Here is a 12,589-nt window from a genome sequence, read left to right on the forward strand (position 1 = left end):
CCCTCCCGCCGGGGGCTCAGGCCTCCGGCGGATCCTCTTCCGCTTTCCTGACGCGCGATTCGTACTGTTGCAACCACAGCGGGAAAACGTGGATCGGCATCGGCTTGGCGAAATAATACCCCTGCAGGGCATTGACCTCGCGTGAGCGCAGATAGTCGGCCTGTTCCTCCGTTTCGACACCCTCTGCCACCAGTTTCAGCTTCAGCCTCTGCGCCAGCGTAATGATGGTGTCGGTCACCGTGGCGTTGACCGCGTCGGTGCCGATGGCCGCGGTAAACCCGCGGTCGATCTTCAACACGTCCGGGCTGAGGTTTTTCAGGTAGCTCAGCGAGCTGTGGCCGGTGCCGAAATCGTCGATGGCCAGCATGATCCCCATGTCTTTCAGCGTGCGAATCTGGTCATACTGGATCGCCGACAGCGCGGTGCGTTCGGTCAGCTCCAGCATCAATGAGGGCATCGGATGTGCCGGCAGCCAAATCTGGCGGATATCGTCGATGATGTTGAGCGTTTTAAAATGCTCGGCAGCAACGTTAATGCTGATGTAGAAGGACGGTCGTGGCGGGAACAGCTGCAGATTTTCCGTCACGGTGTTCATTAGATAGCGAGTGAGCGGAATGATGAGGTCATGCTGCTCGGCCAACGGAATAAACACGTCTGGCGAGATCCACCCCTGCCGCTTCTTTTTCCAACGCAGCAGCATCTCGACGCCGGCACAGCGCCCGGTATCGCTGTGAATGATCGGTTGGCAGTAAACGCGGAACTCCCGATGGGTAATGGCATGGCCAATGTGGTAAGACAGGCTCATGCGGTTAGCGGTGAGCAGGTAGACCACATAGGCCGCCAGCAGGCTGATCAGCAGCGCCAGCGGGATATGGCGCGGCAGTGCGGAAAACGCCAACATGCCGACCTGCGGGCCGAACAGCGAAATCGAGAACGGGTAACGCTCGGAACCGGCGGTGTAACGCAGATCGTTGGTCAGGGTGTCGCGGCGCAGGATTTCGCGGCGCCCGTATTCCAGGCTGCTGTCGGCTACGTTCAGCACCATGCGCTGAACATAAGGCTCCTGGGGTTCGAGTAAAAAGTTCGATAACAGCTCGATATTGAAGACGTGCAGCACGCCGCTGCTTCTATCGCCGGGGGAGGGTGTCCACATCACCAACGTGGGCAGTCCTTTGCTCACCGCCAACGAAGGGCGCAGCGCCAGCCTGACGTTGCTGTTGACGAAAATCGGCAGCACTGCAGCCAACTGATAATGTCGGGCGCCAAACAGACTGGAGCAGTAGATGATGCCATTTTTTACCAGCAGCATGGCGCGCAGCGCCTGATTTTGCGCGGCGCGAAAACGCAGGGTCGATGAGACGTTCTCGCAGGGTTGTTCCAGCATGTCCATACTGCGTTCCGCCTGCAGCTGCGCGGGGGACAACAGCTGGTCAATTTTGCCGACGGTGCGGGTGGCCAACGTTTGCTGGCTCTGCTCGATGCTTTTGACCTCTTGATAGTAACGGGTACACAGCGATACCAACAGAATAGCCACGCCCACCGCTCCGGCCAGCAGCCAACGGTAGTAACGATATTGGGACGCGGCGAGGTGGGTCATCAACATCCGGTAAATCCTTGTTCGGTAATCCAGCTCCGAGTCACAGTCAGGCCACAGCTCCTTAAGTTGCGCTCGGCTAATTCTAGCCTGAGGTTATACAAGATTGATGGTAACTCAGTAAATTATTTCGATTTGGCAAAACAGAAGGTCAATTTGCAGGCTAACCGCTGGATCGATGAGAAAAATGCAGGATATTTTCTGGTGACATTGTCACTAAAAACGGTCAATGAATTGATTGCCCATAAAAAACCCCGCCGGGCGGCGGGGTTGTCTGTCAGTCGCATTGCACCTTGATTGCCAGGCCACCGCGTGATGTTTCTCGGTATTTGGCGTTCATGTCTTTGCCGGTTTCGTACATGGTCTCGATCACCTTATCCAGCGAAACGCGCGGTTCGCTGGTGCGGCGCAGAGCCATGCGGGCGGCGTTGATCGCCTTGACCGAGGCGATGGCGTTGCGCTCGATGCACGGCACCTGTACCTGGCCGGCGACCGGGTCACAGGTCAGCCCCAGGTTGTGTTCCATGCCGATTTCCGCCGCCACACAGACCTGCTCAGGGCTGCCGCCCAGCAGTTCAGCCAGGCCTGCGGCCGCCATGGAGCAGGCCACGCCGACTTCGCCCTGACACCCGACTTCGGCGCCGGAAATGGACGCGTTCATCTTGTACAACGCGCCGATGGCGCCCGCTGCCATAAAGTAACGGATGTAGATATCCGGGCTGACGGACTCGATAAAGTGATCGTAGTAAGCCAGCACCGCAGGCACGATGCCGCAGGCACCGTTGGTCGGCGCGGTGACGACGCGGCCGCCGGCGGCGTTTTCTTCGTTAACCGCCAGTGCGAACATGTTGACCCAGTCGATCACGTTCATCGGATCGTTGGACAGTTTGTCCGACGCCACCAGCATGCGGCGCAACGCGGAAGCACGGCGCGGTACGCGCAGCGGCCCCGGCAGCACGCCTTCGGTGTTCAGACCGCGATCGATACAGGCTCGCATGGTTTGCCAGACGTTGCCGAAGTAGGTTTCGATCTCTTGCTTGCTGTGCAGCGCCAGTTCGTTCTGCATCACCATGCCGGACAGTGACAGCCCGGTCTCGCGGCAGTGGTCGAGCATTTCGCGCGCGGAGTTGAATGGATAAGGCATTTGCAGCTCTTGCTCGGCGTCCTTACCGAAGTTCTCCTCGTCGACGATGAAACCGCCGCCGATGGAGTAATAGGTCTTGCTGTACACTTCTCTATCGCCGGCGAAGGCGTGGATTTGCATGCCGTTCTCGTGCAGCGGCAGGTTGTCGCTGCGGAAGACCATGCCGCCGTCGCGTGGGAAATCGACTTCATGCAGGCCGTTGGCCAGCATCAGGCGTTGACGTTGTTCTACATCGCGAATAAAGCCAGGAATGCTATCGATATCGACGGTGTCCGGCATGTTGCCGGCCAGGCCGAGAATGATGGCGATATCGGTATGGTGACCTTTACCGGTCAATGAGAGTGAGCCGTAAACGTCTACGGCAACACGCGTGATAGAAGGCATCAGGCCTTTATTTACCAGATCGTCGACAAACTGTTTGCCGGCTTTCATCGGTCCAACCGTATGAGAGCTGGACGGGCCGATGCCGATCTTAAACATGTCGAAAACGCTAATCACGCTAAAACTCCTTAAAGAGACGTATTGTTATGGCTGCGGCGGTTAAAAACCGCGCAGGGAACAGCGATATTGTAAAAGGGCCGTGCGGGTTCGGCTGCCTTTTTCGCATGAAATTAAATAATCCGTGGTGTCGCTTTTTTTACTGATTACCCAGGGCGAACCCTTATGCGAGGTATCCGCTTTCGCCCAAGCTCCATTAGCGGTAATCGCGCCAGCTTTCCGTGCTGAACGCCGCCGGCTTAATCCCTGTTTCTACAGTGGTTTATCTCGGACGGTGGTATTTTACAGGTATTTCGTAAGGTTTAAGAGAGGGTTTACAGTTTTTTTAAAACCATTCAATCGGAACGGTAGTTGAAAAAGCGTTCAAATGAAGTGATTTCGATCGCTTTACCGGCAGCGGAGGCCGTCGGCCATGCCAGATTGCGAGTCAGATCACGTAATATGGGCTAAATACTGACCTGCTGCGCCAGACGCCGAATGATGGCTGCGGTCAGCCCCCAGATAAACTGGCTGTGATACCAGGAGAGGTAAATGCGGTGCGTATGGCCGGCGCGATGAATATCCAGCGGATAGTAACGCGACAGGGTCAGCGCTTCCCTCAAGGGCATCTCGAACACGTCCGCCACTTCACCCTCATTGGCGTGGAACTGCACATCCGGCGAGACCAGGCCGACGATGGGCGTGACCTGAAATCCGGTGCTGCTGTCGAGCGGCGCCATTTGGCCGAGGACGGTCACCGCCTGCGGCGGTATCGCCACTTCTTCCTGCGCTTCTCGCAGCGCCGTGACGATCGCCGACCCGTCTTCAGCGTCGGTTTTACCGCCGGGGAAGGCCACCTGGCCGGCATGTTTGCGCAGCGAGTCGGCGCGGCGGGTCAACAGCAGCGTCGGCTCTGCGCGGCAAACGATCGGGATCAGCACCGCCGCCGGGCGCACATTGTGCGAGATCTGCGCCGCCTGGGGCAGCTGCAGTTGAAAACGGCTGATAAAGGCGTGCAGCGAGGCCGGTGTGTTCGATGGGATCACGACAGGGCACACTCCCCAAGCTGCGGCAGAATACGGCCAACCTTGTCGAAGGTCTCCTGGTATTCCGCCTGCTCCTGGCTGTCCGCCACGATGCCGCCACCGGCGGAGCAGTGGATGCGGCCGTTTTCGGTGACGAGCGTGCGGATGGTGATATTGGTGTCCATGGTGCCGCAGGCGCTTAGGTAACCGATACTGCCGCAATAGGCATTGCGGCGCTGCGGCTCCAGCTCTTCGATGATTTCCATCGCCCGCACCTTGGGCGCGCCGGTGATCGAGCCGCCGGGGAAGCAGGCGCGCAGCAGTTCGGCCGCCGAGGTCTGTTCCGGCAGGGTTGCGGTGATAGTGCTCACCAGGTGATGCACGGCGGGAAACGGCTCCACGGCAAACAGTTCCGGCACCCGTACGCTGCCAGGCTGGGCGACGCGGCCGATATCGTTGCGCAGCAGATCGACGATCATCAGATTTTCAGCGCGATCCTTGGGGGAATCGGCCAAACGGCGAGCCTGAGCGGCGTCCTGTTCCGCGTCCGCCAGCCGCGGCAGCGTGCCCTTGATCGGGCGGGTTTGGATGCGCTGCTGCTCCAGCCACAGGAAGCGCTCGGGAGAGACGCTCAGTACGCTGTTGTGCGGAAGGCGCAGGAAGGCCGAGAACGGCGCGCGGTTGCAGGCGCTCAATCGACAGAAAGCCTGCCACTCATCTCCCTGATAGTCGGCGGAGAACCGTTGCGCCAGATTAATTTGGTAACAGTCACCGCTGCGCAGGTAGCGCTGAATACGTTGGAATTTCTCGCCGTATTGCCGCCGGCTCATATTGGCGCGCCAGTCGCTCAGCAGCGTGAAAGGGCGTTCTGTCGGCGCGGTTTGGCTATTGAGCCAGCACCAGCGCTGTTCCACGTCGCCATAGCTGAGCAGCGTCAGGGTTTGCAGACGGTGATCGGCGATCAGCGCCCAGTCATAAATGCCCACCGCCATGTCCGGCAAGGCGAGGTCGGCTGCGGCCAACTGCGGCAAGCTTTCCACCCGCCGCCCGAGATCGTAGCCGAACAGCCCCAGTGCGCCGCCCTGAAATGGCAGATCCGGGTTAAACGCCGGTTGCCAACCTTGCGCCACCAGGTGTTGCTGCAGCAGGGAGAATGGATCTTCCTTTGACTGGATAGTGACGCTGTCACTTTCTATTTTCGTGCTGGCGCCCTGGGTGGTGAGCGTAACGCACGGCTGCGCGACCAGGATGTCGAAGCGGTTATGCGAATGGTCGGCGAAGCCCGAATGCAGCAGCATCGCCCACGGGTGGGTTGAAATCGGGGCGAAAAGCGTCATCAGGGCACTGCGGCTGTAGGGCAAAGATTTTATGTTTGGGGCGGTTACGCTCATGAACGTCAATAAACCTGGCTGTGAGGGCGGCGATATCTGGCGGCTAGTGTGCCATAGACGGTCACGTCATGCATGTTTTGCCACGCGCGACATGGAGCACAGTTCACATAAACGGCAGTTCAATAAACCTGAGATAAGGCATTTTTTGCGCCATTGATTATACTTCGATATGTTAAAAATTTAACGTCAAATGCACTGGACGTTTATTTATCGAGGGCGCAAGACCCGAGAAATATAAAAAGGTTCGTTAATTTCATACTTTTATTGTTGCTTGCTGTTATTAAGCTGGCGATGCGAAACGGTTTTGCCTGTGTTTTTTCATGGTGGCCGTCTTGTGAAAGTTATCCCTTGTTGTGGAACGCTTTTCTTGTCGAAAGCATGAAAAGACAAACAAGATTAATCTTATTTAGCCTGCGGCGGAAATGTGAAGGTTCGCGTTTTATTTCGCTCGTGCGCTGAAGCGGTTTCTATTTTTTAAAAAAATAAAATTATCATTTTGTTACATTATTAGTGAAGAGCTACCTATGTCGTTAATGCTGAGCGTCATCGTCCCGATGCACAATGCGGGGGAGTTATTGGAGCCGTTCCTGGTCTCGCTGCTGGCCCAGCGCGAGCAACGGTTGGAGGTGATCATCGTCAACGATGGTTCCACCGACGGTTCGGGAGAGATCGCGCACCGTTACGCGGCGGTGCATCCGCATATTCGCGTGATCGATCAAGCCAATGCCGGCGTTTCTAATGCACGTAATGCCGGGCTCGCCGTTGCCCGAGGTAAATATGTGGCGTTTCCGGACGCCGACGATTTATTGGCGCCCGAGATGTATTCCACGCTGTTGGAACAGGCAGAACGACACCAATTAGACGTGATGCAATGTAATGGTGAACGCTATTTTACCAGCCAAGACGAATTACAGCCGATTTTTCCCGAGGCGCGTTTACGCACTACCGACGTTATCACTGGCGTTCAGTGGTTCGAACGTGCATTGAAGTCGCGAAAGTTTATTCATGTTGTATGGCTGGCAATATATCGCCTCGATTTTATTCGCCAGCATCGGCTTTATTTTGAGCCGGGGTTGCATCACCAGGATATTCCCTGGACGACGGAAGTCATGTTTAATGCCAAACGGGTCAAATATTTAAGCACGCCGCTGTACCGGCAACGGGTGCACGACAAGTCGATCAGTAACCGTCGTCGCACCGGCAAAGCGAACGTAGAGTATCAGCGTCACTATATGAAAATCGTCGAAATGCTGGAGCGGCTCAACCGGCGCTATGCGGGCACTGTCGCCATTCGTCCCGCTTTCCATTGGCAAATCACCCGTGAGGCGTTGGGCATTTGTCACAGTATCCGTCGTGAGCCGGATCCGGCCGCCCAGAGTCAGATTACCGAAGAGTTCTATCAGCGCGGCATCGACAGAGCGATGTTCGCCAATACGCGCGGCCTGAAGCAGGGGTGGCATGTCATGCTGTGGCGGCATCGCCTGAAGCAGTGGCGCAGCGATAACGGCTGTTCGCAACCGGCCTGAGCCACAAGACGTTGGGATCCGTCGCGTTAGCGCGTATACTCGCTCTCCCTTTTGCCGGAGAGAACGACACATGCATGCAGGTATGCCATTACTGAGCCACGCGGAGCAGCAGGAAGCGGCGGATCGCATCCATCAGCTGATGGAACAGGGCATGAGCAGCGGTGAGGCCATTGCTCGCGTTGCGCAGGAAATTCGTGAGCAGCATCAGGGCGCTCAGGTTGCGGTGCTGTTCGATGACGAAGACGAGCAGCAGGATGCCGCACCGGAGGCGTCGCGGGATGACGATGCTGAAGAAGACGAAGACTATTGATGTTATCGGGGCCGCGCAAGCGGCCCCGTGAGTGTCAACCGTTGACCACCACTGCGGTGGCGGCCTGTTTCGCTTGTTCCACCGCCTGTTCCGTGGTGTCCGCCGTCGCCAGCGCTACACCCAGGCGGCGCTGGCCGGCGATTTCCGGCTTGCCGAACAGACGCAGCTGGTTGTGCCCGCGCAGCGCGTTTTCCAATCCGCTGAAGCGCACATCGGTGCTGGTGAGCTGTGGCAGGATCACCGCCGAAGCGGAAGGGCCGAACTGGCGGATAGCGCCGATCGGCAAACCGAGAAACGCGCGCACGTGCAGGGCGAACTCAGACAGATCCTGTGAGATCAACGTAACCATGCCGGTATCGTGCGGGCGTGGCGACACTTCGCTGAAGATCACGTCGTCGCCGCAGACGAACAGCTCCACGCCGAACAGGCCGAAGCCACCCAGGGCTTTCACCACCTTCTCCGCGATAGCCTGAGCACGGCTCAGCGCCGTAGCCGACATACGCTGAGGCTGCCAGGATTCGCGATAATCTCCGTCTTCCTGACGGTGCCCGATCGGCTCGCAGAAATGCACGCCGTCCACGGCGCTGATGGTCAGCAGCGTAATTTCAAAATCAAATCTTACCAGCCCTTCGACGATCACCCGGCCACCGCCGGCACGGCCGCCCTGTTGGGCGTAATCCCAGGCGCTTTGCAGCTGTTCGGGCGTGCGGATCAGGCTCTGGCCTTTGCCGGAAGAGCTCATCACCGGTTTGACGATGCACGGGTAGCCGATATGCTCAACCGCCTGGCGGAAGGCGATTTCACTGTCGGCAAAGCGGTAGCTGGAGGTGGGCAGAGCGAGCTCTTCCGCCGCCAGACGGCGGATGCCTTCACGGTTCATGGTCAGGCGTGTGGCTTCGGCGCAGGGCACTACGTGGTGGCCCTGGCGTTCAAGCTCGACCAGCATGGCGGTGGCGATCGCTTCGATTTCGGGAACGATATAGTCCGGCCGCTCGTGTTCGATGACGGCTTTCAACGCGTCACCGTCCAGCATATTGATGACGTGGCTGCGGTGCGCCACATGCATGGCCGGCGCATCGGCGTAGCGATCGACGGCGATCACCTCCAGACCGAGGCGCTGGCATTCAATGGCGACTTCTTTACCCAGCTCCCCGGAGCCGAGCAACATGACGCGGGTGGCGGAAGGGCGCAGGGCGGTTCCAATCGTTAACATAGTTTCGTACCTGGATCGGTGAAAGTAAGCGGATTGATGATCGGCGGGCAGTATATACGAAAACGATTGCGCGCGCAGCCGCCGCGCCGGTTTTGTTGCTAACTGGCTGTTTTTATAACAAACAGAAATATTTGCCCTGTATGAGCGATTGTGCGTTAATAACCGACGGCGAAAGAAGGCCTACTTATCGAAAGGTTTTCGCGTCTCGTGCCGTTAAGGCAGGTTTATCAAGTAAAGGAAACACAAATGAGCAAGATCACTGGTCACGTTAAATGGTTCAACGAAAGCAAAGGTTTCGGCTTCATCACGCCTGCCGACGGTTCTAAAGACGTTTTCGTTCATTTTTCCGCTATCGTTAGCGATGGGTTCAAAACCCTGGCTGAAGGCCAGCAGGTTGAATTCTCCATCCAGGACAGCCAACGTGGCCCTGCTGCAGCCAACGTCGTTGCGATTTAACGACTGCGTTGCCAAGAAACCCGCCGCCGGCGGGTTTTTTTATGCCCGCACCCCGTAACGCCGCCCATCTCTGTTATCATTTACCCCTGATTCGGCGCCAACCTGCGGGCGCGCCGCCATTCCATTCGTCATATAAGAGTTATCGCCGTGAGCACAGTTTCTTTTTCTTCCCTGCCGCTGCCAGCCGAACAGTTGGCCAACCTCAACGAACTGGGGTACGCCGAAATGACGCCGGTACAGGCCGCCGCGTTGCCCGCCATCCTGCAAGGGCGGGACGTGCGCGCCAAGGCGAAAACCGGCAGCGGTAAAACGGCGGCCTTCGGCATTGGTCTGCTGAACAGTATCGTCGTCGGTCAGGTCGCCACGCAGGCGCTGGTGCTCTGTCCCACCCGCGAGCTGGCCGATCAGGTGAGCAAAGAGCTGCGCCGCCTGGCGCGTTTCACGCAAAACATCAAGATCCTGACGCTGTGCGGCGGTCAGCCGATGGGGCCGCAGCTCGATTCGCTGGTGCATGCGCCGCACATCGTGGTGGGGACGCCGGGCCGTATCCAGGAACACCTGCGCAAGAAAACGCTGCAGTTGGACGAGCTGAAGGTGCTGGTGCTGGATGAGGCCGATCGCATGCTGGACATGGGGTTCGCCGACGACATCGACGATGTGATCAGCTATACGCCGCCGCAACGTCAGACGCTGCTGTTTTCCGCCACGTACCCGGCAGGTATCGAGCGCATCAGCGCGCGCGTTCAACGCCAGCCGCTGAGCGTCGAGGTGGACGATGGAGAAGCGCAGGCCTCCATCGAACAACGCTTTTATGAGACTACGCGCGATCAGCGCCCGGCGCTCCTGGTGTCGGCTATTCGCTATCATCAACCCGCGTCCTGCGTGGTGTTCTGCAATACCAAACGCGATTGTCAGACGGTGCTTGAGGCCCTGGAGGCCCGCGGCATCAGCGCGCTGGCGCTGCATGGCGATCTGGAACAGCGCGACCGCGACCAGGTGTTGGTGCGTTTCGCCAACCGCAGTTGCCGGGTATTGGTGGCGACCGACGTTGCCGCACGCGGGCTGGATATTAAAGAGCTGGAGCTGGTGGTCAACTACGAGCTGGCGTTCGATCCCGAAGTGCATGTGCACCGTATTGGCCGTACCGGCCGCGCCGGCATGAGCGGGTTGGCGATCAGCCTGTGCACGCCGCAGGAAATGGCGCGTGCGCACGCGATTGAAGACTATCTGCAGATGAGCGTCGACTGGTCGCCGGTGTCCGAGCTGAGCGGGGCGGCCAACGGCTCGCTGGAGGCGGAGATGGTGACGCTGTGCATCGACGGCGGCCGCAAGGCGAAGATCCGTCCCGGCGATATTCTCGGGGCGCTGACCGGTGATGCCGGGCTGACGGCGGCGGAAGTGGGCAAGATTGACATGTTCCCAGTGCATGCCTATGTCGCAATCCGCAAAGCCAGCGCGCGCAAGGCGCTGCAACAGTTGCAGCAGGGCAAAATCAAAGGCAAAAGCTGCAAGGTGCGGCTGCTGAAATAAGCCGAAGGCGGGCGGCGGTTTGCCTTCCCGCCACGATCTATTTATACTGTACATAATTACAGTAATTTGAGTTTTTGAGGACGCACGCATGGCGGTTGAAGTTAAATATGTGGTGGTGAGAAACGGTGAGGAAAAAATGACTTTCGCGAGCAAGAAAGAAGCCGACGCCTACGACAAAATGCTGGATCTGGCGGACAATCTCGGGGAGTGGCTGCAGCAGGCACCGCTGACTCTGGATGACGAACAGCGCGAAGGCTTGAGCTTCTTCCTGGCGGAGAATAAGGACGCGCTGGGTCTGATTTTGCGTGGCGCTTCGCCGGCGGAAACCCTCAAGAAACCGGCGGAAAGCAAAGCGAAAAAAGCGACATCTAACCCAAAAGAGGGATCTGCGTCAGAAAAGCAAGCAGCATAATGACTTATGTTGCGGTGTTGTGATGAAAAAGGATCTAAAATGAGCCGTGAAATAACTTTCTTCAGCCGCTTTGAGCAAGACATTCTGGCCGGGCGTAAAACCATCACCATTCGGGATGCCAGTGAGTCGCACTTCGAACCGGGCGAGGTATTGCGCGTAAGCCGCAATGAAGACGGCGTCTTTTTCTGTTTTATCGAAGTGCTGTCGGTAACGCCGGTGCGCCTGGATGCGCTGACCGAACGCCACGCACAGCAGGAAAACATGTCGCTCGGCGAACTGAAGCAGGTGATCAAGGAAATCTATCCGGGCCTGGATGCGCTGTTTGTCATCGAGTTCGTCAAACGGTAACTCTTTGCCGAAACCCTGTTGTGAGCCAGGGATGGGCGCCCGGATAGCGCTAATCACAACGGGAGGACATATGAAAAAAATGGGTTTGGTTATCGCCTTGTTGGCCATGATGGGAGCATCAACTGCGGTGTGGGCGCAGGATCAAGAGCAACGCACTGCCAAGGTGGGGCAGTGTGCAGGCCTGCAGCCGGCGGATATCGCCGCCCAGGTCAAGCGCGACTTCTTGCAGAACCGTATCACGCGTTGGGAGGCGGACAAAAAACTGCTGGGCACCGCAACCCCGATCGCCTGGGTGAGCCCGGATGCCATCACCGGCAAGGATCAGGTGTGGCAGGTACCGTTGACGGTGCGTGGCACCAAGGCAGATAAAACCTACAACGTGACGCTCAACTGCAACACCGGCGAAATCGCCTACAGCGCGCCGCAGTAATACTGTTTTGCAATAAAAAGCCCGCCTGGTGGCGGGCTTGATGCATCAAGACGAGGTCAGTCGCTGAACGGGATCACCAACTCACCCGGCTTCACTTCCAACCCCTTCGCCAGTTTTTTGGCCAGCGCTTCGGTTTTGCTGTTGTCAGGATTTAGCACATAAGCTGGCTTTTGGTCGAAGTAAGACTTCAGTGACTGGTTCAGATACGGCGTCAGCGCTTTCATTACCGTCTGCATTTTTTCCGGCTGCACGCTGTAATCAGTCAGCTCCATGTCCTTCAGGAAAATGGCGCCCTGCGCCCGGTCGTAAACCGGCTGCGCCTTCAGCGTCAGCTTCAGATCCGCGGTCTGCGGGCCGAGAATCGACGTGATATTGACCTTGGCGTCGCCGGAAAGAGTAACTTTACCCGGTTCGCTGCGGCCGATTTGGCTTTGCAGCTGAGTCAGCACGATATTGGCGTCCACCAAGCCGGGCACGCCGATCTGCTTCTGATAGTCGTTGTGTTTCTGCAGGTAATCATTCACTTCCTGCTCGCTCAGGGTGTACTGGGTCAGTTGATTGCAACCGGCCAATACGCCGGTGAACAGCAGGGCGGCTGCGCCCATCAGGATCTTCTTCATTAATGCCTCATTGCGACTGCTGGCGAAAAGTGCTGCAGATAATTGATTAATCATTATAAACGTTCCGCCTGCGCGTGAAAACGACAGGCGGCGATGTGCAAAGGATAGTGCGC

General features: G+C 57.8%; 13 protein-coding genes. 7 read left to right on the plus strand and 6 right to left on the minus strand.

The genetic code is table 11. The features are described from left to right. Positions 1-16: 16 nt before the first annotated feature. From RE418_RS16700 to pabB, 4 genes are all read right to left on the minus strand, one after another. A complete protein-coding gene (locus RE418_RS16700) occupies positions 17-1,603 on the minus strand; it encodes an EAL domain-containing protein (protein WP_089181006.1) in 1,587 nt (528 codons plus the stop codon). Positions 1,604-1,871: 268 nt separating this feature from the next. Next, positions 1,872-3,236 (minus strand): L-serine ammonia-lyase, encoded by a 1,365-nt coding sequence (sdaA, locus tag RE418_RS16705; protein ID WP_043143577.1) that lies wholly within the window; start codon positions 3,234-3,236, stop codon positions 1,872-1,874. A gap of 446 nt (positions 3,237-3,682) precedes the next feature. After that, the gene (locus tag RE418_RS16710; RefSeq protein ID WP_025303155.1) at positions 3,683-4,261 is read right to left on the minus strand and encodes a CoA pyrophosphatase; all 579 of its coding nucleotides are present in this window, start codon (positions 4,259-4,261) and stop codon (positions 3,683-3,685) included. Beyond that, positions 4,258-5,631 (minus strand): aminodeoxychorismate synthase component 1, encoded by a 1,374-nt coding sequence (gene pabB, locus RE418_RS16715; RefSeq protein ID WP_060447825.1) that lies wholly within the window; start codon positions 5,629-5,631, stop codon positions 4,258-4,260. Before pabB ends, RE418_RS16710 begins: the two co-directional genes overlap by 4 nt. Before the next feature lie 524 nt (positions 5,632-6,155). On the opposite strand from pabB, the gene RE418_RS16720 reads away from it, so the two are divergent. Next, entirely contained in the window at positions 6,156-7,157 is a 1,002-nt protein-coding gene (locus RE418_RS16720; protein WP_049209167.1) for a glycosyltransferase, read from the plus strand. 70 nt (positions 7,158-7,227) lie between these two features. Then, positions 7,228-7,467 (plus strand): YoaH family protein, encoded by a 240-nt coding sequence (locus RE418_RS16725; protein ID WP_025303152.1) that lies wholly within the window; start codon positions 7,228-7,230, stop codon positions 7,465-7,467. Positions 7,468-7,501: 34 nt separating this feature from the next. Here the strand turns inward: RE418_RS16725 and purT are convergent, their stop codons facing one another. Further along, positions 7,502-8,680, minus strand: a complete 1,179-nt coding sequence (gene purT / locus RE418_RS16730; protein WP_089181005.1) for a formate-dependent phosphoribosylglycinamide formyltransferase — start codon at positions 8,678-8,680, stop codon at positions 7,502-7,504. Positions 8,681-8,926: 246 nt separating this feature from the next. On the opposite strand from purT, the gene cspC reads away from it, so the two are divergent. From cspC to yebF, 5 genes are all read left to right on the plus strand, one after another. Next, the gene (gene cspC / locus RE418_RS16735; protein ID WP_004927572.1) at positions 8,927-9,136 is read left to right on the plus strand and encodes a cold shock-like protein CspC; all 210 of its coding nucleotides are present in this window, start codon (positions 8,927-8,929) and stop codon (positions 9,134-9,136) included. A gap of 147 nt (positions 9,137-9,283) precedes the next feature. Next, positions 9,284-10,666 (plus strand): ATP-dependent RNA helicase DbpA, encoded by a 1,383-nt coding sequence (gene dbpA / locus RE418_RS16740; protein WP_043143580.1) that lies wholly within the window; start codon positions 9,284-9,286, stop codon positions 10,664-10,666. An 88-nt stretch (positions 10,667-10,754) separates the two neighbouring features. Then, positions 10,755-11,078 (plus strand): YebG family protein, encoded by a 324-nt coding sequence (locus tag RE418_RS16745; protein ID WP_025303149.1) that lies wholly within the window; start codon positions 10,755-10,757, stop codon positions 11,076-11,078. Positions 11,079-11,117: 39 nt separating this feature from the next. Further along, on the plus strand, positions 11,118-11,426 hold the full coding sequence (gene yqfB, locus RE418_RS16750) for a N(4)-acetylcytidine aminohydrolase (protein ID WP_004927562.1): 309 nt from the start codon (positions 11,118-11,120) through the stop codon (positions 11,424-11,426). Between the two features lie 70 nt (positions 11,427-11,496). Next, positions 11,497-11,856 carry a protein YebF gene (gene yebF, locus RE418_RS16755; protein WP_089181004.1) on the plus strand — a complete coding sequence of 120 codons (360 nt, stop codon included), beginning with the start codon at positions 11,497-11,499 and terminating at the stop codon, positions 11,854-11,856. Between the two features lie 56 nt (positions 11,857-11,912). Here the strand turns inward: yebF and RE418_RS16760 are convergent, their stop codons facing one another. Further along, complete coding sequence (locus RE418_RS16760) at positions 11,913-12,476, minus strand: lipoprotein (protein WP_089181003.1); 564 nt, start codon at positions 12,474-12,476, stop codon at positions 11,913-11,915. Between the last annotated feature and the right edge of the window lie 113 nt (positions 12,477-12,589).

The organism is Serratia sp. szju, assembly GCF_044594185.1.
Classification (GTDB): Bacteria; Pseudomonadota; Gammaproteobacteria; order Enterobacterales; family Enterobacteriaceae; genus Serratia; species Serratia bockelmannii.

Bases quoted from the DNA above. Each gene is read 5' to 3' on its own strand.
- RE418_RS16700 (WP_089181006.1), bottom strand. From the start codon at position 1,603: ATGTTGATGACCCACCTCGCCGCGTCCCAATATCGTTACTACCGTTGG.
- RE418_RS16760 (WP_089181003.1), bottom strand. From the start codon at position 12,476: ATGAAGAAGATCCTGATGGGCGCAGCCGCCCTGCTGTTCACCGGCGTA.
- RE418_RS16720 (WP_049209167.1), top strand. From the start codon at position 6,156: ATGTCGTTAATGCTGAGCGTCATCGTCCCGATGCACAATGCGGGGGAG.
- purT (WP_089181005.1), bottom strand. From the start codon at position 8,680: ATGTTAACGATTGGAACCGCCCTGCGCCCTTCCGCCACCCGCGTCATG.
- yebF (WP_089181004.1), top strand. From the start codon at position 11,497: ATGAAAAAAATGGGTTTGGTTATCGCCTTGTTGGCCATGATGGGAGCA.
- RE418_RS16745 (WP_025303149.1), top strand. From the start codon at position 10,755: ATGGCGGTTGAAGTTAAATATGTGGTGGTGAGAAACGGTGAGGAAAAA.
- RE418_RS16725 (WP_025303152.1), top strand. From the start codon at position 7,228: ATGCATGCAGGTATGCCATTACTGAGCCACGCGGAGCAGCAGGAAGCG.
- yqfB (WP_004927562.1), top strand. From the start codon at position 11,118: ATGAGCCGTGAAATAACTTTCTTCAGCCGCTTTGAGCAAGACATTCTG.
- cspC (WP_004927572.1), top strand. From the start codon at position 8,927: ATGAGCAAGATCACTGGTCACGTTAAATGGTTCAACGAAAGCAAAGGT.
- pabB (WP_060447825.1), bottom strand. From the start codon at position 5,631: ATGAGCGTAACCGCCCCAAACATAAAATCTTTGCCCTACAGCCGCAGT.